Annotated in this window: 15 protein-coding genes; 7 read left to right on the top strand and 8 right to left on the bottom strand. The window is 61.5% G+C overall.

Features of this window, described 5'->3' with window-relative positions; all coding sequences use genetic code 11:
• Positions 1-4: 4 nt before the first annotated feature.
• From AC3WMV_RS19645 to AC3WMV_RS19630, 4 genes are all read right to left on the bottom strand, one after another.
• Entirely contained in the window at positions 5-2,005 is a 2,001-nt protein-coding gene (locus AC3WMV_RS19645; RefSeq protein WP_103368183.1) for an acyltransferase family protein, read from the bottom strand.
• A gap of 195 nt (positions 2,006-2,200) precedes the next feature.
• Complete coding sequence (rho, locus tag AC3WMV_RS19640) at positions 2,201-3,460, bottom strand: transcription termination factor Rho (RefSeq protein ID WP_003229334.1); 1,260 nt, start codon at positions 3,458-3,460, stop codon at positions 2,201-2,203.
• Positions 3,461-3,707: 247 nt separating this feature from the next.
• Entirely contained in the window at positions 3,708-4,037 is a 330-nt protein-coding gene (gene trxA / locus AC3WMV_RS19635) for a thioredoxin TrxA (protein ID WP_003177349.1), read from the bottom strand.
• A 120-nt stretch (positions 4,038-4,157) separates the two neighbouring features.
• The gene (locus AC3WMV_RS19630; RefSeq protein ID WP_027610476.1) at positions 4,158-4,865 is read right to left on the bottom strand and encodes a FadR/GntR family transcriptional regulator; all 708 of its coding nucleotides are present in this window, start codon (positions 4,863-4,865) and stop codon (positions 4,158-4,160) included.
• 256 nt (positions 4,866-5,121) lie between these two features.
• Between AC3WMV_RS19630 and AC3WMV_RS19625 the strand changes: the two genes are divergently transcribed.
• The 5 genes from AC3WMV_RS19625 (at position 5,122) to ppx (ending at position 9,707) form a co-directional block, all read left to right on the top strand.
• Positions 5,122-5,907 carry a transporter substrate-binding domain-containing protein gene (locus tag AC3WMV_RS19625; protein ID WP_103368182.1) on the top strand — a complete coding sequence of 262 codons (786 nt, stop codon included), beginning with the start codon at positions 5,122-5,124 and terminating at the stop codon, positions 5,905-5,907.
• 22 nt (positions 5,908-5,929) lie between these two features.
• Positions 5,930-6,598: an amino acid ABC transporter permease gene (locus AC3WMV_RS19620; protein ID WP_027610474.1), complete on the top strand. Its 669-nt coding sequence runs from the start codon at positions 5,930-5,932 to the stop codon at positions 6,596-6,598.
• Positions 6,595-7,245 carry an amino acid ABC transporter permease gene (locus tag AC3WMV_RS19615; RefSeq protein ID WP_103368181.1) on the top strand — a complete coding sequence of 217 codons (651 nt, stop codon included), beginning with the start codon at positions 6,595-6,597 and terminating at the stop codon, positions 7,243-7,245. Before AC3WMV_RS19620 ends, AC3WMV_RS19615 begins: the two co-directional genes overlap by 4 nt.
• On the top strand, positions 7,232-7,969 hold the full coding sequence (locus AC3WMV_RS19610) for an amino acid ABC transporter ATP-binding protein (protein ID WP_095137640.1): 738 nt from the start codon (positions 7,232-7,234) through the stop codon (positions 7,967-7,969). The genes AC3WMV_RS19615 and AC3WMV_RS19610 overlap by 14 nt, the downstream gene beginning before the upstream one ends.
• Before the next feature lie 235 nt (positions 7,970-8,204).
• Entirely contained in the window at positions 8,205-9,707 is a 1,503-nt protein-coding gene (ppx, locus tag AC3WMV_RS19605) for an exopolyphosphatase (protein WP_027610472.1), read from the top strand.
• A 263-nt stretch (positions 9,708-9,970) separates the two neighbouring features.
• Here ppx and ppk1 read toward each other — a convergent pair whose 3' ends face one another.
• Positions 9,971-12,196 carry a polyphosphate kinase 1 gene (gene ppk1, locus AC3WMV_RS19600; RefSeq protein ID WP_007968444.1) on the bottom strand — a complete coding sequence of 742 codons (2,226 nt, stop codon included), beginning with the start codon at positions 12,194-12,196 and terminating at the stop codon, positions 9,971-9,973.
• Between the two features lie 18 nt (positions 12,197-12,214).
• Complete coding sequence (gene hemB, locus AC3WMV_RS19595; RefSeq protein WP_097089544.1) at positions 12,215-13,228, bottom strand: porphobilinogen synthase; 1,014 nt, start codon at positions 13,226-13,228, stop codon at positions 12,215-12,217.
• Positions 13,229-13,435: 207 nt separating this feature from the next.
• Here hemB and AC3WMV_RS19590 point away from each other — a divergent pair, with 207 nt between their 5' ends.
• Positions 13,436-14,086, top strand: a complete 651-nt coding sequence (locus AC3WMV_RS19590) for a DedA family protein (protein WP_027610469.1) — start codon at positions 13,436-13,438, stop codon at positions 14,084-14,086.
• Between the two features lie 279 nt (positions 14,087-14,365).
• Positions 14,366-15,034, top strand: a complete 669-nt coding sequence (gene elbB, locus AC3WMV_RS19585; protein WP_096796119.1) for an isoprenoid biosynthesis glyoxalase ElbB — start codon at positions 14,366-14,368, stop codon at positions 15,032-15,034.
• Positions 15,035-15,173: 139 nt separating this feature from the next.
• Here elbB and AC3WMV_RS19580 read toward each other — a convergent pair whose 3' ends face one another.
• Both AC3WMV_RS19580 and AC3WMV_RS19575 read right to left on the bottom strand, forming a co-directional pair.
• Positions 15,174-15,629, bottom strand: a complete 456-nt coding sequence (locus AC3WMV_RS19580) for a YaiI/YqxD family protein (protein ID WP_027610467.1) — start codon at positions 15,627-15,629, stop codon at positions 15,174-15,176.
• A 108-nt stretch (positions 15,630-15,737) separates the two neighbouring features.
• Entirely contained in the window at positions 15,738-17,633 is a 1,896-nt protein-coding gene (locus AC3WMV_RS19575; RefSeq protein WP_103368180.1) for an FTR1 family protein, read from the bottom strand.
• Positions 17,634-17,700: the final 67 nt, after the last annotated feature.

Below are 17,700 nucleotides of genomic sequence, written 5' to 3'. Positions count from 1 at the left end.
CTGCTTACTTGGCTGCATTCGTCTGCGCTTTGCCAAGGTTTTCCCGGCCTTGCAGGCCGATAAACAGCGGCTCAAGGATCGGCGCCACAAACCGCGCACCGACTTCGGACAGGTGATTGTCATCGGTGTACAGCGAGTAGCCGCCGAGCTCGGCGTGGCACAGGCCGTTTTCATCACACAGTCGCGGCGCCGGATCGACCACGCGCACCGCCGGATCATTCTGCGCCAACTGCGCGAACAACTGACTGATGAACACCTGACGTTTGTGGTGCGCCTCGACGGCCAGTCCGACGTCATCCACCGGGCGATCGAGCATCGCCAGCCGCGTCAGCCGATACGGCGGGCTGAACGCCTGCAACGGCGCCTCTTTCACCAGCCATACGCGATGCCCGGCTGCCCGCAATTGTGCGACGCGAGTGCGCAGGCCTTCGGCAAAACGCTGCTCCGCCTCGGCGCGATCGTAACGACCGTCTGGCGTTCTCAAGACATGCCCGAGATCACCCTTGGCATCGCCGTACAGGTACAGGCTCCAGCGGGCGACCAGCACCACATCGCTGATCGCCTGGGTTTTCAGCCCCTGCTCGACCCGCTTGTTGAAGCGTGCACAAACCCCGTCATGCTCCAGCCCATCGACCGGAATGCAACCCGGAGAACTGGCCAGAATCACGCTGACACCGTGAGCTTTGGCACCGTCATCGAACACCGGGATCAGCGCCGTGGCATGGCTGTCGCCCCAGACCATCGCGCGGGTCGGCAGATCCGCCACGCCGTAATGGCAGAACAGCTTGTCGTCAGGGGTCTTGTCGTCCGCCAGACATGCCATCAGCTCCGGCCGCCACTCGCGGCCCTTGGCATATTGCAGCGCCTGCTCGGACAGGCGCCATGGCAAGCCATCGGTCCAGCGCAGTGATTGCCCGGCCAGACCGAGCACCAGGATCCCGCAGAAACCGGCCAGCAGAATCTGCCGACGACCGGCGAGCAGGCGCCGTTCACGGAACGGCGTTTCGACGAACTTCCATGACAGATAACCCAGCACCAGGGTCAGCAGAATCAACCCGGCCGTGTCGAGCGCGCCCGGCTCATCGACACTGGCGTAGCTGGAAAACACGAATACCGGCCAGTGCCACAAATACCAGGAATAGGAGATCAGCCCGAGGCCGACCATCACCCGACTGCTCAACAATTGACCAACCAGCGTTTCGCGATGACCGTTGGCCAGAATCAGCAGCACCACGCCCAGCACCGGCAGCAACGCGGTGACACCCGGGAACGGCGTCGACTTGTCATAGGCAAACACCGCCAGCAGGATCAACCCCATGCCGAGCAGGCTCAAGGTCTGGGCGGCCAGCGGTTTCAAGCGCCAGGCGTGTTTCGGCGCAATCGCCAGCATCGCCCCGGCGAGCAACTCCCAGGCGCGCATCGGCAGCAGGAAGAAGGCTTTCTCCGGATGATGCTGGATCGCCCACACACTCAGCCCGAACGACACCAGCAGCACGCCGAACAGCGCCAGCCGCCAGTGTTTCAGGCGGCTCGAGAGCAACGTCAGCAGCAGCGGGAAGAAGATGTAGAACTGCTCCTCCACCGCCAGTGACCACGTGTGCAACAGCGGTTTCAGGTCAGAGGCAACGTCGAAGTAGCCGTCCTGACGCATGAACAGGATGTTCGAGACGAACGTCACCTGATAGCGCACCGAACGCCCCAGCTCTTCGTAGTCCTTGGGCGCCAGCAGGAACCAGCCCACCGCCAGCACCGCAATGATCATCGCGAACAGCGCCGGCAGAATCCGCCGCGCACGCCGCGCCCAGAACTCGACGAAGCTGAAACGGCCAGCCTGACGCTGATTCCAGATGATCGAGGTGATGAGGTAGCCGGAAATCACGAAGAACACGTCCACGCCGACAAAACCGCCGGTAAACCCCGGGACGCCAAAATGGAACAGCACCACGGCGATCACCGCGACTGCTCGCAGGCCGTCGATATCCCTTCGATAAGCGAGTGTGCTCATAAAATCTTTAATGCCAATCAGGTGGTTGTTTTTTGTACAGCACGAGCCTTAATCACAGAGGCTCCGAGCGCTGTTTGTGGGTTGCCCGATCACAGACCTTACCAGATCAGGAACCTCCCATTGCCGGGGTAAATTTCATGCAAAAAAAAGGCGCCCCCCAAAGGGGCGCCCTTTTTATCGGTTCAACCGGCGATGTTACTTGCGCTTCATCGACAGGAAGAACTCGTCGTTGGTCTTGGTCGTTTTCAGCTTGTCGACCAGGAACTCGATGGCAGCCACTTCGTCCATCGGGTGCAGCAGCTTGCGCAGGATCCACATGCGCTGCAGTTCGTCGTCGGCGGTCAGCAACTCTTCGCGGCGGGTGCCGGAACGGTTGATGTTGATGGCCGGGAACACACGCTTCTCGGCGATCTTGCGATCCAGAGGCAGTTCCATGTTGCCGGTACCCTTGAACTCTTCGTAGATCACTTCGTCCATCTTCGAGCCGGTTTCAACCAGCGCGGTGGCGATAATGGTCAGCGAGCCGCCTTCTTCGATGTTGCGCGCAGCACCGAAGAAACGCTTCGGTTTCTCCAGGGCGTGGGCGTCAACACCACCGGTCAGCACCTTGCCGGAGCTCGGGATCACGGTGTTGTAGGCACGGGCCAGACGGGTGATGGAGTCGAGCAGGATCACCACGTCCTTCTTGTGTTCGACCAGGCGCTTGGCCTTCTCGATCACCATTTCGGCAACCTGCACGTGACGGGTCGGCGGCTCGTCGAAGGTCGAGGCAACCACTTCGCCGCGCACGGTGCGCTGCATTTCGGTTACTTCTTCCGGACGTTCGTCGATCAACAGCACGATCAGGTGAACTTCAGGATTGTTACGGGCGATGTTCGCCGCGATGTTCTGCAGCATGATCGTTTTACCGGCCTTCGGCGGCGCAACGATCAGACCACGCTGGCCTTTGCCGATCGGGGCGCACAGGTCGATCACACGACCGGTCAAGTCTTCGGTGGAACCGTTGCCGGCTTCCATCTTCATGCGCACGGTCGGGAACAGCGGGGTCAGGTTCTCGAAGAGAATCTTGTTCTTCGCGTTCTCCGGACGATCGAAGTTGATCGTGTCGACCTTGAGCAGAGCGAAGTAACGCTCGCCTTCCTTCGGAGGGCGGATCTTGCCAACGATGGTGTCACCGGTGCGCAAGTTGAAACGACGGATCTGGCTCGGCGAGACGTAGATATCGTCCGGGCCGGCGAGGTAGGAAGCGTCAGCGGAGCGCAGGAAGCCGAAGCCGTCCTGGAGAATCTCCAGCACGCCATCACCGGAGATTTCCTCGCCGCTTTTCGCGTGCTTTTTCAGCAGGGAGAAAATCACGTCCTGCTTGCGCGAACGGGCCATATTTTCTATGCCCATCTGTTCGGCCAATTCGAGCAGTTCGGTAATCGGCTTTTGCTTGAGTTCAGTCAGATTCATATAGGAATGACGTAATCATTTATGGAGGGGGGAAATTAAGCTTTTGGCTTAATGAGGCCGCGCCGCGGAGAAGGCGACAGGATCGCGAACTTGTTCGAAAAGGAGTGCGTCGGCGACGGCTAGCAGGGGGCAGTGGAGAAACCAGTGCGGGGCCGAATGTACCACCTGAGTTTCGGAGCGTCTAGCCCTGAATACGCAAAAAGCCCCGCAAATTGCGAGGCTTTTTTTCGGCGATTTACTGCGACGCTTAGATGTTGGCGTCGAGGAAAGCAGCCAGTTGCGACTTCGACAGGGCGCCGACTTTGGTCGCTTCAACGTTGCCGTTCTTGAACAGCATCAGCGTCGGGATACCACGCACGCCGTGCTTGGCCGGGGTTTCCTGGTTTTCGTCGATGTTCAGTTTGGCGATGGTCAGCTTGCCTTTGTAAGTCTCGGCAATCTCGTCCAGAACCGGAGCGATCATTTTGCAAGGGCCGCACCATTCAGCCCAGTAGTCGACCAGTACAGCGCCTTCGGCCTTGAGTACGTCGGCTTCGAAGCTGGCGTCGCTAACGTGTTTGATAAGATCGCTGCTCATGGAATTCTCCAGGTTGTAAGCAAAAAAACGTGGCTCATCATAGCCGCCCTTCCCCTCTTCAGGAAGCCGCAGTTGATTGAGTCTTGCTATGGCACTCGATGAGTTTGGGTATAGCCCAAGTCACGCCGTGGCGGGGGCAATGAAGGAAATTCCGGTGCGCAGGGCGGCGTTGCGCACGTGCTCCTGCATGGCCTTCTGGGCCGCAGCGGATGCCCGGCGCGCCAGTGCACGAAGGATCTTGCGGTGCTCCTGCCAGGTTTCCATCGCCCGTTCGGCGCGGATGAACGGTAGCTTCTGGCTCTCCAGAAAGATCTCGGCGCTGGCGGTGAGGATGCTCAGCATCGCCTGATTGCCGCTGGCCAGCAGAATGCGCCGATGGAATTCGAAGTCGAGTTTCGCCGCGGCCTCGAAGTCGCCGGCCTTCAATTGCTCACGCATCGCCGCGACGTTGTCCTCCAGCGCATCCAGATCGAACGTGCTTAAGGTCACCGCCGCCAGCCCGGCGGCAAACCCCTCCAGCGCATAGCGCAACTGAAAGATGTCGAGCGGCGAGGCCTGCGCTGCGAACGGCCAGCCCGGCGCATTGTCACCCTGCGCAATCTCCACCGGTGCCTGCACGAACACGCCTTTGCCCGGCTGGATGCTGACCACGCCCAGCGCACTGAGCGACGACAGCGCCTCGCGCAACGACGCCCGACTGACCCCCAGTTGCACCGCCAGATCCCGTTGCGACGGCAACGCATCGCCCGCACCGAAACCCTGCTCAGTGATCAGTTTGCGTATGGCTTGCAGCGCCACTTCGGGTACGGCGCGGGAGATCGAGTTCATGGTTTTTCAGACGAGCCAGGCCAAGGTGCGGCTAGTTGTAAAGCTATTCGCCGGATCCGGCAAGTCGTGCCCCAGCGGGGTTCGGCGCCCGCTGCCGGTGCGCCATCGGGGTGCGAAAAACAACCTGACTGTTCAGACCAGTAAGACCGAATAAACCCGGAAAACCCGCGGCCTGCCGGGGATAAATCCGGGTATTGGCACGGCCCGTGCTCTGTCCGATCGCAGAAATCACTTCCCGTCGATCCGGAGATTTGCCATGACCCTGCGTTACCGAGCCCTCCTCGCCGCTCTGTTTTCCAGCTTGATGCTGAGCCAGATCCCCGCCCACGCCGATGGCCTGGAAGACGTGGTCAAACGCGGCACACTGAAAGTTGCCGTGCCTCAGGACTTCCCGCCATTCGGCTCGGTCGGCCCGGACATGAAACCCCGTGGCCTGGATATCGACACGGCAAAACTGCTGGCCGAGCAACTCAAGGTCAAACTCGAACTGACCCCGGTCAACAGCACCAACCGCATCCCGTTCCTCACCACCGGCAAGGTCGACCTGGTGATCTCCAGCCTCGGCAAGAACCCGGAGCGCGAGAAAGTCATCGACTTCTCCCACGCCTACGCGCCTTTCTACCTCGCGGTGTTCGGCCCGCCTGATGCCGCCGTCACTACGCTCGACGACCTCAAGGGCAAAACCATCAGCGTCACCCGTGGCGCGATCGAAGACATCGAGCTGACCAAGGTCGCCCCCGAAGGCGTGACCATCAAGCGCTTCGAGGACAATAACTCGACCATCGCCGCCTACCTCGCCGGCCAGGTCGATCTGATCGCCAGCGGCAACGTGGTGATGGTGGCGATCAGCGAGAAGAACCCGAAACGCGTGCCGGCGCTCAAAGTGAAGCTCAAGGATTCGCCGGTCTACGTCGGCGTGAACAAGAACGAGCCTGCGCTGCTGAGCAAGGTCAACGAGATCCTCGCCACCGCCAAGGCTGACGGCGCGCTGGAGAAAAACTCGCAGACCTGGCTCAAAGAGCCGCTGCCGGCCGACCTCTGATCGGTCGCGCGGGAGACAATCGATGGCTTATCAGTTCGATTTCATGCCGGTGGTGCAAAACACCGACCTGTTGCTGCGCGGCGCGCTGTTCACCCTGGAGCTGACGGCGATTGGCGCGCTGTTCGGGGTCGGCGTGGGCATCGTCGGCGCGCTGGTGCGGGCGTGGAACATCCGCCCGTTCTCGGCACTCTTCGGCGTCTACGTCGAGTTGATCCGCAACACGCCATTTCTGGTGCAACTGTTCTTCATCTTCTTCGGCCTGCCATCCCTCGGGGTGCAGATTTCCGAGTGGCAGGCGGCCGTGCTGGCGATGGTGATCAACCTCGGCGCGTATTCGACCGAGATCATCCGCGCCGGCATCCAGGCGATTCCGCGCGGACAACTGGAGGCCGCTGCCGCATTGGCGATGAGCCGTTTCGAAGCGTTCCGCCATGTGGTCCTGCTGCCGGCGCTGGGCAAGGTCTGGCCGGCCCTGAGCAGCCAGATCATCATCGTCATGCTCGGTTCGGCGGTGTGTTCGCAGATCGCCACCGAGGAGCTGAGCTTCGCCGCCAACTTCATTCAGTCGCGCAACTTCCGCGCCTTTGAAACCTATGCGCTGACCACGCTGATCTACCTGTGCATGGCGCTGCTGATCCGCCAGTTGCTGAACTGGATCGGCCGCCGCTATATCGCGAGGAGCAGCCAATGAGCGACTTCACCTTCTGGGACATCCTGCGCAACCTGCTCACCGGCCTGCAATGGACGCTGGCGTTGTCGCTGGTGGCGTTCATTGGCGGCGGGATCGTCGGGCTGCTGATTCTGATCATGCGCATCTCGAAAAACCCGTTGCCGAGCAATATCGCCCGCACCTGGATCGAGTTGTTCCAGGGCACACCGCTGCTGATGCAGCTGTTTCTGGTGTTCTTCGGCGTGGCGCTGGCCGGGATCGAGATCTCGCCGTGGATGGCCGCGGCGCTTGCCTTGACGCTGTTTACCAGCGCCTATCTGGCGGAGATCTGGCGCGGTTGCGTCGAAGCGATCCCCAATGGCCAGTGGGAAGCCTCGTCGAGCCTGGCGCTGAATCCGCTGGAGCAGTTGCGCTACGTGATCCTGCCGCAGGCGCTGCGCATCGCCGTGGCGCCGACCGTGGGCTTCTCGGTGCAGGTGGTCAAGGGCACTGCGGTGACCTCGATCATCGGTTTCACCGAGCTGACCAAGACCGGCGGCATGCTCGCCAACGCCACCTTCGAACCGTTCATGGTCTACGGCCTCGTTGCCCTCGGCTACTTCCTGCTCTGCTACCCCCTGTCGCTCAGTGCGCGCTACCTGGAAAGGAGACTGCATGCCTCTGCTTAGAATTTCCGCCCTGCATAAATACTACGGTGATCACCACGTGCTCAAAGGCATCGACCTGAGCGTCGAGGAAGGCCAGGTGGTGGCGATCATCGGCCGCAGCGGCTCGGGCAAATCGACCCTGCTGCGCACCCTCAATGGTCTGGAGTCGATCAACGACGGGGTGATCGAAGTCGACGGCGAATACCTCGACGCCGCCCGCGCCGACCTGCGCAGCCTGCGGCAGAAAGTCGGCATGGTGTTCCAGCAGTTCAACCTGTTCCCGCACCTGACCGTCGGCGAAAACGTGATGCTCGCCCCGCAAGTGGTGCAGAAAGTACCGAAGGCCAAGGCAGCCGAGCTGGCACGCAAGATGCTCGAACGCGTCGGGCTGGGGGAGAAGTTCGACGCCTTCCCGGATCGGTTGTCCGGCGGACAGCAACAGCGCGTGGCGATTGCCCGGGCGCTGGCGATGTCGCCGAAAGTGTTGCTGTGCGACGAGATCACCTCGGCGCTGGACCCGGAGCTGGTCAATGAAGTGCTCGCCGTGGTCAGGCAACTGGCCAAGGAAGGCATGACGCTGATCATGGTCACCCACGAAATGCGCTTTGCCCGGGAAGTCGGTGACAAACTGGTGTTCATGCACCATGGCAAGGTGCATGAAGTGGGGGATCCGAAGGTGCTGTTTGCCAATCCGCAGACGGCGGAGCTGGCGAACTTCATTGGCACGGTGGAAGCGACAGCCTGAAATAGCCCGCAGTGATGGGGCGGACGCCTTCGCGAGCAGGCTCGCTCCCACAGGGATCTCTGTTGGACCACTATGGTGAGCTCGCCGCAAAACCTGTGGGAGCGGGCTTGCTCGCGAATGGCCGCGCCGCGGTCTCAAGCTTTTATGCGCAGGATCAACGGTTTGAACCATGCGCGTTGGCGTCAGCGTTTGATCGTGGCACGATGGCGGGGTTATCGACCGAGACCCCCTGACCATGCCGCAATCCAAAGCCAAGAATCTGTCCCTGATCGCCGCAATCGACCTGGGCTCCAACAGCTTCCACATGGTCGTGGCCAAGGCCCAGAACGGTGAAATCCGCATCCTGGAGCGCCTCGGAGAGAAAGTGCAGCTCGCCGCCGGTATCGACGATGAGCGCCATCTCAACGAAGAATCGATGCAGCGCGGCCTCGACTGCCTCAAGCGCTTTGCCCAACTGATCAACGGCATGCCACTGGGCGCCGTGCGGATCGTCGGCACCAACGCCCTGCGCGAAGCGCGCAACCGCCTGGAATTCATCCACCGCGCCGAAGAGATCCTTGGCCACCCGGTGGAAGTCATCTCCGGCCGTGAAGAAGCGCGGCTGATTTATCTGGGCGTTTCGCACACCCTCGCCGACACCCCGGGCAAGCGTCTCGTGGCCGACATCGGCGGCGGCAGTACCGAATTCATCATCGGGCAGCGTTTTGAACCGCTGCTGCGCGAAAGCCTGCAAATGGGCTGCGTCAGCTTCACTCAGCGTTATTTCAAGGACGGCAAGATCACCCCGGCCCGTTACGCCCAGGCGTACACCGCGGCGCGGCTGGAGATCATGAGCATCGAGCACGCCCTGCACCGCCTGACCTGGGATGAAGCCATCGGCTCCTCGGGCACCATCCGCGCCATCGGCCTGGCGCTGAAGGCCGGCGGGCATGGCACCGGCGAAGTGAATGCCGAAGGCCTGGCCTGGCTCAAGCGTCGTCTGTTCAAACTGGGTGACGTCGACAAGATCGACTTCGAAGGCATCAAGCCTGACCGTCGGGCAATCTTCCCGGCTGGCCTGGCGATTCTCGAAGCGATCTTCGACGCCCTCGAACTGCAACGCATGGATCATTGCGAAGGCGCGCTGCGTGAAGGCGTGCTCTACGACCTGCTCGGGCGCCATCACCACGAAGACGTGCGCGAACGCACCCTGACTTCGCTGATGGAGCGCTATCACGTCGATCTGGAACAAGCCGCGCGAGTTGAACGCAAGGCACTGCACGCCTTCGATCAGGTCGCCGCGGACTGGGAGCTGGATGACGGTATCTGGCGCGAACTGCTCGGTTGGGCAGCGAAAGTCCACGAAGTCGGCCTCGACATCGCGCACTATCACTACCACAAGCACGGCGCCTATCTGATCGAGCACTCGGACCTTGCCGGTTTCTCCCGCGAAGACCAGCAAATGCTCGCCCTGCTGGTGCGCGGCCATCGCCGCAACATCCCCAAGGACAAGTTCGCCGAGTTCGGTGACGACGGCGACAAGCTGATCCGCCTGTGCGTGCTGCTGCGCTTCGCGATCCTGTTCCACCACATCCGTGGCACCCAGGCGATGCCACAAGTGACGCTGCATGCCAAAGGCAACACCCTCGACGTGGAATTTCCGGAGAACTGGTTGGATGAAAACCAACTGACTCAGGCCGACTTTGGCCTCGAAGCCGACTGGCTGACGCGGGTGGGGATCGTTCTGACCGTGCATTGAGTAACGGGCAGGCACAAAAAAGGCGATCCTTCGGGATCGCCTTTTTATTGGGTGTTTGGCTTGGTTCAAAAGGGGTGCTTGAGATCGATCCCCCTCACCCCAGCCCTCTCCCCCAAGGGGGCGAGGGGGAAAGGGAGCCGATTTATGGGCCTTTCAAATCCTGAGTTCGACTCGAAATCTCAGGTCGATGTACCTCGAACATCCAACTCGGTCAGTCCCCTCTCCCTCCGGGAGAGGGTTAGGGTGAGGGCGCTTTTAAGCTGTTAGCTGCTCACCGGCAGAATCGGGCTGCCCAGGCGTTCCAGCAAGGTCGCCTGCGCGCTGCGCGGGTTCTGGTTGCCGGTTGGCGTGTTGCGGATGTAACGGCCATCCGACTGCAGGCTCCAGCTGTGGGTGTTGTCGGTCAGATACAGCTCCAGCTCTTTCTTGACGCGGGTCAGCAGCTTCTTGCCCTCCACCGGGAAGCAAGTCTCGACGCGCTTGTCGAGGTTGCGCTCCATCCAGTCGGCGCTGGAGAGGAACATCTGCTCCTCGCCGCCGTTGAGGAAGTAGAACACTCGGGTGTGTTCAAGGAAGCGACCGATGATCGAGCGCACATGGATGTTGTGCGAAACCCCGGCAATGCCCGGACGCAGGCAGCACATGCCACGCACCACCAGATCGATGCGCACGCCGGACTGGCTGGCCTTGTACAGCGCACGAATGATCTTCGGATCGGTCAGCGAGTTGAACTTGGCGATGATGTGCGCCGGTTTGCCTTCGATGGCGAACTGGGTTTCCCGGGCAATCATGTCGAGCATGCCCTTCTTCAGAGTGAACGGCGCGTGCAGCAGCTTCTTCATGCGCAGGGTTTTACCCATGCCGATCAACTGACTGAACAGTTTACCGACGTCTTCACACAAGGCGTCGTCGGAGGTCAACAGGCTGTAGTCGGTGTATAGACGCGCATTGCCGGCGTGGTAGTTACCGGTGCCGAGGTGCGCGTAACGCACGATCTCACCGGCCTCGCGGCGCAGGATCAGCATCATCTTGGCGTGGGTCTTGAAGCCGACCACGCCGTAAATCACTACCGCACCGGCCGCTTGCAGACGGCTGGCCAGTTGCAGGTTGGACTCTTCGTCGAAGCGGGCGCGCAGTTCGATGACTGCGGTCACTTCCTTGCCGTTACGCGCGGCGTCTACCAGCGCATCGACAATTTCCGAGTTGGCGCCGGAGCGGTACAGGGTCTGGCGTACGGCCAATACATGCGGGTCTTTCGCCGCCTGGCGCAGCAGGTCGACCACCGGAGTGAACGACTCGAACGGGTGCAGCAACAGGATGTCCTGCTTGCTGACTACGCTGAAAATGTTCTCGCTGTTCTGCAGCAGTTTCGGGATCTGCGGGGTGAACGGCGTGTATTGCAGCTCCGGGTGGCTGTCCAGACCGGTGATGCTGAACAGACGGGTCAGATTGACCGGGCCGTTGACCTGATACAGCTCGGTCTCGCTCAGGTTGAACTGCTTGAGCAGATAGTCCGAGAGGTGTTTCGGGCAGGTGTCGGCGACTTCCAGGCGCACCGCATCACCGTAGCGCCGCGAGAACAGCTCGCCACGCAGGGCGCGCGCAAGGTCTTCGACATCTTCGGAGTCGAGCGCCAGGTCGGCGTTTCGGGTCAGGCGGAACTGGTAGCAGCCCTTGACCTTCATGCCCTGGAACAGGTCATCGGCGTGGGCGTGGATCATCGACGACAGGAACACATAGTTGTCGCCCGGGCCGCCGACTTCTTCCGGAACCTTGATGATCCGTGGCAGCAGGCGCGGTGCCGGGATGATCGCCAGACCGGAATCGCGACCGAAGGCGTCGATGCCTTCCAGTTCGACGATGAAGTTCAGGCTCTTGTTCACCAGCAACGGGAACGGGTGCGTCGGGTCGAGGCCGATCGGGGTGATGATCGGCGCGATCTCGTCGCGGAAGTAGCGGCGCACCCAGGTCTTGATCTTGGTCGTCCAGTGACGGCGACGGATGAAGCGCACCTGATGCTTTTCCAGCTCCGGCAGCAGGATGTCGTTGAGGATCGCGTACTGGCGGTCAACGTGACCGTGCACCAGCTCGCTGATCCGCGCCAGCGCCTGATGCGGTTGCAAACCGTCGGCACCGGCCTGTTCCCGGGCGAAGGTGATCTGCTTTTTCAGGCCGGCGACGCGGATTTCAAAGAATTCGTCGAGGTTGCTGGAGAAGATCAGCAGGAACTTCAGCCGCTCCAGCAACGGATAGGACTCGTCCAGCGCCTGTTCCAGCACGCGGATGTTGAACTGCAGTTGCGAGAGCTCGCGATGGATATACAGGCTGCTGTCATCCAGGCCCGGGATCGCAATCACTGGCGCCGCCGCGACGGCTTCGGTAACCGGCGCGGGTGGCGCAGGCTCGAGTTCCGGCGGGGTTTCGGTGATTTGCTCCACCACCGGTTGAGCTTCTTTTACTGCAACTTCAGTGAGTCCTTCGGTATTCATCGAATGTTCCTGGGAGGGCTATTTCTGCTCTCGTAACAATTGAGCGGCGCGGACAGCAAAGTAAGTCAGGATGCCATCAGCGCCGGCACGTTTAAAGGCGGTCAGTGATTCAAGAATTACCGCCTCGCTCAACCAGCCATTCTGGATCGCCGCCATGTGCATGGCGTATTCGCCGCTAACCTGATAGACGAAGGTCGGCACTTTGAAGGCATCTTTTACCCGGAAAAGAATGTCCAGGTACGGCATGCCGGGTTTGACCATGACCATGTCCGCGCCTTCAGACAAGTCCGCGCCGACTTCGTGCAGCGCTTCGTCGCTGTTGGCCGGGTCCATCTGATAGGAGGCCTTGTTGGCCTTGCCCAGATTCGCCGCCGACCCCACGGCATCGCGGAACGGCCCGTAATAGGCGCTGGCGTACTTGGCCGAGTAGGCCATGATCCGCACGTTGACGTGACCGGCCAGCTCCAGCGCCTCGCGGATCGCCTGAATCCGACCGTCCATCATGTCCGACGGCGCCACGACCTGAGCGCCGGCTTCGGCGTGGGACAAAGCCTGTTTGACCAGTGCGTCGACGGTGATGTCGTTCTGCACGTAGCCTTCTTCGTCGAGAATGCCGTCCTGCCCGTGGGTGGTGAACGGATCGAGGGCGACGTCAGTGATCACGCCCAATTCCGGGAACCGCTCACGCAACGCGCGAGTAGCACGTTGGGCAATGCCCTCGGGGTTCCAGGCTTCGGCAGCATCAAGGGATTTCAGTTCGACAGGCGTGACCGGGAACAGCGCCAGCGCCGGGATCCCCAGTTCGACCCATTGCGCCGCTTCTTCAAGCAGCAGGTCGATGGTCAGGCGCTCGACACCGGGCATCGAGGCCACGGCTTCGCGACGGTTTACACCATCGAGCACGAACACCGGCAAGATCAGGTCATCGACCGTCAGCACGTTTTCCCGCACCAGCCGACGCGAAAAATCATCACGACGATTGCGACGCAGGCGAGTGGCAGGGAACAGACGATTGGCAGGGGTAAAGCTCACGGCGGACTCCTGAGCCCGCGCAAACGGGCGAGCGTGACAGTTATAGACGGCCATTATGACCAACAGATTACAGTTGTGCGTACCCCGTGACATGTAGCCGCATTCCATTGTTAGCGTAGGAATTGTTCACGTCGAGACACATTTGGACACTTTCATGAATGTGTCCGAAGGGTTAGGCTGCGCGTTCATTTCGCCAGCACCCAGACAATGCTCCAACAATTTCTGCATGACTTTGGCTACTTTGCCTTGTTCCTCGGCACGTTCTTCGAAGGCGAAACCATCCTGGTGCTCGCAGGCTTCCTCGCGTTCCGTGGATACATGGACATCAACCTGGTGGTGGTCGTGGCGTTCTTCGGCAGCTATGCCGGCGATCAGCTGTGGTACTTCCTGGGGCGCAAGCACGGGCGCAAATTGCTCGCGCGCAAACCGCGCTGGCAGATGATGGGCGACCGCGCGCTGGAACACATTCGCAAGCATCCGGACATCTGGGTTCTGAGCTTCCGCTTCGTTTACGGCCTGCGCACGGTGATGCCGGTGGCGATCGGCCTGTCGGGTTATCCGCCGGGACGTTATCTGTTGCTCAACGGTATCGGCGCAGCGATCTGGGCCACCGCCCTGGCAGCCGCCGCCTACCACTTCGGCGCGGTGCTCGAAGGCATGCTCGGCAGCATCAAGAAGTACGAGCTGTGGGTGCTCGGTGCGCTGCTGATTCTTGGCGTTGGTCTGTGGCTGCGCCGCCGCTTCAAGAATGCGCGACTGGCAAAACAGGTTTACGCCGATGAGCAAGCCGCAAAAGCGGCACTGCTGAATCAAGCAGAAGTGGCCAAACCTGCCGAACCGAAGACGCCAGCCGAATAACGCGCTGGCGCCCGGCGCACAGCCCTGCGCAAAGCCCGGGCTGGCCGGCTCTTTTAGTCATTTATCCCCTCTGCGCCAGCGGACTCCCGTTCGCCAGCGGCGTTCTCACGCCAAAAATCTCCTGCTCGTCACGAGGCAGGCAACCGCAAATAATGAACACCCCGCCGTTGCTGCGATCCATTTAGAAAGCGCTCCATGCAGGTGCAGCCGCCACTTGGGCCTATGGCAACGCACGACAAATTAGTGGACATTTAGCGCCATGAATCTGGAGAGAAACCCATGAGCAAAAAAGTTGCAGTGATCCTGTCCGGCAGCGGCGTGTACGACGGCGCCGAAATCCATGAAAGCGTCATCACCCTGCTGCGCCTGGATCAACGCGGCGCACAGGTGCAATGCTTCGCGCCGAACATCGCGCAATTGCATGTGATCAATCACCTGACCGGTGAAGAAATGCCCGAGACGCGCAACGTGCTGGTGGAGTCGGCGCGCATTGCCCGCGGCAACATCAAGGATATCCGCGAGGCCGACGTCGATGACTTCGACGCGCTGATCGTACCTGGCGGTTTTGGCGCCGCGAAAAACCTCTCGAACTTCGCCGTTGAAGGCGCCGGCTGCACGGTGCAGCCTGAAGTGCTGGCCTTGGCGGAAGCATTTGCCGAAGCGGGCAAACCGGTGGGTCTGATGTGCATCTCGCCGGCGCTGGCAGCGAAGATCTACGGCCCGGGCGTGACCTGCACCATCGGCAACGATGCCGACACCGCCACCGCGATGAACAAGATGGGCGCCAGCCACGAAGACTGCGCGGTGACCGACATCATCGAAGACAAGGCACGCAAACTGGTGACGACCCCGGCTTACATGCTGGCGCAGAACATCAGTGAAGCGGCTTCGGGGATCAACAAACTGGTGGATCGCGTTCTCGAACTGACCCACGAAAACGATGCTTGACACGAACTTTCTGAAGGGTTTTTGTGGTGAGGGGATTTATCCCCGATGGCTGCGCAGCAGCCCCTTTGCATCTTGAAGCATTGGGCCTGCTGTGCAGGCCATCGGGGATAAATCCCCTCACCACAGGAATACGGTTGAATCAGGACTGACGTGCAAGGCGGGTGAGGATGCGGTCCAGCGCATTGGCAAACGCCTGTTTCTCGCGCTCGCCGAACGGTGCCGGGCCGCCGCTGATCTGGCCCTGCTCACGCAGGTCGGTGAACAGGTTGCGCACCGCCAGCCGCTCGCCCATGTTCTGCGCATCGAACTCCTTGCCGCGCGGGTCCAGCGCTGCCACCCCCTTCTTCACCAGACGATCGGCCAGCGGGATATCGCTGCAGATCACCAGCTCACCAGGCACCGCGTGCTCGACCAGATAATCGTCCGCCGCATCCGGACCGCTGGGCACCACGATCAGTTTGACGATGGCCAGTCCCGGCTTGGTCTGCGGCTGCCCGGCCACCAGCACCACTTCGAACTGGCGCTTGAGGGCGAACTTCACCACCAGATCCTTGGCGGCCCGGGGGCAAGCGTCGGCATCGATCCATACACGCATGATTTTTTCCTCTTCAAAAAAGCATCGCGGGCAAGCCCGCTCCCACAAGGTTAACGCTAAACCTGTGGGAGCGTGGCTTGCCCGCGAATGTGAGCGCAGCGAATGCTGTTAAGCAGTGACCCGCTTCTTCTCCGCGATCCGACTCCGCCCGTACAGCACAACAATCGCCAGAATCGCCACGGCCTGAGCCGTCAGCGAATAGGCGTCGGCGTGAATCCCCAGCCAGTCGAATTCAAAGAACGCCACCGGTCGCGTGCCGAAGATCCCGGCTTCCTGCAGCGCTTTCACGCCATGCCCGGCGAACACCACCGACAAGGCACAGAGCAGACCGGCGTTGATGCTGAAGAACAGCGCCAGCGGCAGTTTCGCCGAACCGCGCAGGATCACCCAGGCCAGACCGATCAGCAGCACCAGTGCGGTCGCACCACCGGCCAGCACCGCGTCATGCCCGGCGGGGCCGGCCTGCAGCCACAGGGTTTCGTAGAACAGGATCACTTCGAACAACTCGCGGTACACCGAGAAGAACGCGAGGATCGCGAAGCCGAAACGTCCGCCGCCGCCCACCAGACTCTGCTTGATGTAATCCTGCCAAGCCGCGGCGTGCCGCCGGTCGTGCATCCACACGCCGAGCCACAGCACCATGACGCTGGCGAACAGCGCCGTGGCGCCCTCGAGCAGTTCACGCTGCGAGCCGCTGACGTCGATCACGTACGCCGCCAGCGCCCAGGTGCCAAGACCGGCGAGCAGCGCCAGGCCCCAACCGATGTTGACGCTGCGCACTGCCGACTGCTGGCCGGTGTTGCGCAGGAACGCGAGGATCGCCGCCAGCACCAGAATCGCTTCGAGGCCTTCACGCAGCAGAATCAGCAGGCCGGAGATAAAGCTCAGCGACCAGCTCAGGCCATCGCTGCCGAGCAGTTCGGCAGACTCTTTCAACTTGCCCTTGGCTACGTCCAGACGCTGTTCGGCCTGCGCCACCGGCAAGCCGTCCTGCAACGACTGACGGTAGGCCATCAGCGATTTTTCGGTGTCCTTGCGCACGTTGGCGTCGACGTTATCCAGCGAGCTTTCGACCAGCTCGAAACCTTCCAGATACGCCGCCACCGACAGGTCGTAGGCCTGATCGTGCTCGCCGGCGCGGTACGCCGCCAGGCTTTTGTCCAGCGTGGCGGCGGTGTAATCGAGCAATTGCGCCGGGCCGCGTTTGACCTGCGGCGGTTGCGCGCGCTGGGCACGGAAGCTTGCGGCGACCTGCGGGCCTTCGGCGGCCTGCACCTCGGCCGGGGTCTGGCGCGCCAGATCGGCGATGTTGAAGGTCTTGTCAGACTTGGCCGCAGCCGGGTCGGCACTGAAACCGGCAATGTAGGTCGCCAGATCCCAACGCTGACGGTCGTCCAGTTGATCGGCGAAGGCCGGCATGTCGGTGCCTTCGACGCCTTGGCCGAGGGTGCTGTAGATCGCGTACAGACTCAGATGGTCGATGCGTGCGGCATCGCGCAGGTTGGCCGGAGGCGGCGTCATGCCGAGGCCCGCCGGGCCGTCACCGGCGCCGGTTTCACCGTGACATACCGAGCAGTTCTGCGCGTACAACGGCGCGCCCCGGGTGGGATCGGGAGTGATGATCGGCGCCTGGCTGACTTCATACGCCACCGCCAGTTTCGCCCCCAGTTGCCGGGCCTGACGCGCGACTTCAGCGCCGTCCTGTTTCGCGGTGATGGCGGTGTGCAGCGCTGCGACGCCCTGCTCCAGCTCAGCCTTCTCCGGTTTGGCCGGCAGACCGCCGATCAGCCCTTGCAGCACCTGGGTGAATTCCAGTTGCTCGCGATATTCGCCGTCGTCGACGACCTTGCCCGCCTCGACCGTCGGCGGGTAGTCGGCGCTGATGTAATCGAGCAGGTGCAGCGCCTGCGGGGCGCCTTCCACGGTGTCGGCCAGCAGGCTGGAACTGCTCAAGGCCAACAGAGGGAACACCAGCCAGGCCAGGAATCGGGACGCGGCAGTCATGAATGAGTCTCAAATGGAAATGCGAAGTTACATATTGTTCACTTCGAACGCTTTTCACTCAAGCTCT

This window comes from Pseudomonas sp. FW305-3-2-15-E-TSA4, from assembly GCF_058787295.1.
The sequence above is the reverse complement of the archived record's forward strand: the minus strand, read 5'-3'. Positions and strand labels throughout refer to the sequence as shown.

What these genes read in the sequence shown, in the direction of transcription:
- AC3WMV_RS19645 (WP_103368183.1), bottom strand. Translation starts at nt 2,005, where the DNA reads ATGAGCACACTCGCTTATCGAAGGGATATCGACGGCCTGCGAGCAGTC.
- rho (WP_003229334.1), bottom strand. Translation starts at nt 3,460, where the DNA reads ATGAATCTGACTGAACTCAAGCAAAAGCCGATTACCGAACTGCTCGAA.
- trxA (WP_003177349.1), bottom strand. Translation starts at nt 4,037, where the DNA reads ATGAGCAGCGATCTTATCAAACACGTTAGCGACGCCAGCTTCGAAGCC.
- AC3WMV_RS19630 (WP_027610476.1), bottom strand. Translation starts at nt 4,865, where the DNA reads ATGAACTCGATCTCCCGCGCCGTACCCGAAGTGGCGCTGCAAGCCATA.
- AC3WMV_RS19625 (WP_103368182.1), top strand. Translation starts at nt 5,122, where the DNA reads ATGACCCTGCGTTACCGAGCCCTCCTCGCCGCTCTGTTTTCCAGCTTG.
- AC3WMV_RS19620 (WP_027610474.1), top strand. Translation starts at nt 5,930, where the DNA reads ATGGCTTATCAGTTCGATTTCATGCCGGTGGTGCAAAACACCGACCTG.
- AC3WMV_RS19615 (WP_103368181.1), top strand. Translation starts at nt 6,595, where the DNA reads ATGAGCGACTTCACCTTCTGGGACATCCTGCGCAACCTGCTCACCGGC.
- AC3WMV_RS19610 (WP_095137640.1), top strand. Translation starts at nt 7,232, where the DNA reads ATGCCTCTGCTTAGAATTTCCGCCCTGCATAAATACTACGGTGATCAC.
- ppx (WP_027610472.1), top strand. Translation starts at nt 8,205, where the DNA reads ATGCCGCAATCCAAAGCCAAGAATCTGTCCCTGATCGCCGCAATCGAC.
- ppk1 (WP_007968444.1), bottom strand. Translation starts at nt 12,196, where the DNA reads ATGAATACCGAAGGACTCACTGAAGTTGCAGTAAAAGAAGCTCAACCG.
- AC3WMV_RS19590 (WP_027610469.1), top strand. Translation starts at nt 13,436, where the DNA reads ATGCTCCAACAATTTCTGCATGACTTTGGCTACTTTGCCTTGTTCCTC.
- elbB (WP_096796119.1), top strand. Translation starts at nt 14,366, where the DNA reads ATGAGCAAAAAAGTTGCAGTGATCCTGTCCGGCAGCGGCGTGTACGAC.
- AC3WMV_RS19580 (WP_027610467.1), bottom strand. Translation starts at nt 15,629, where the DNA reads ATGCGTGTATGGATCGATGCCGACGCTTGCCCCCGGGCCGCCAAGGAT.
- AC3WMV_RS19575 (WP_103368180.1), bottom strand. Translation starts at nt 17,633, where the DNA reads ATGACTGCCGCGTCCCGATTCCTGGCCTGGCTGGTGTTCCCTCTGTTG.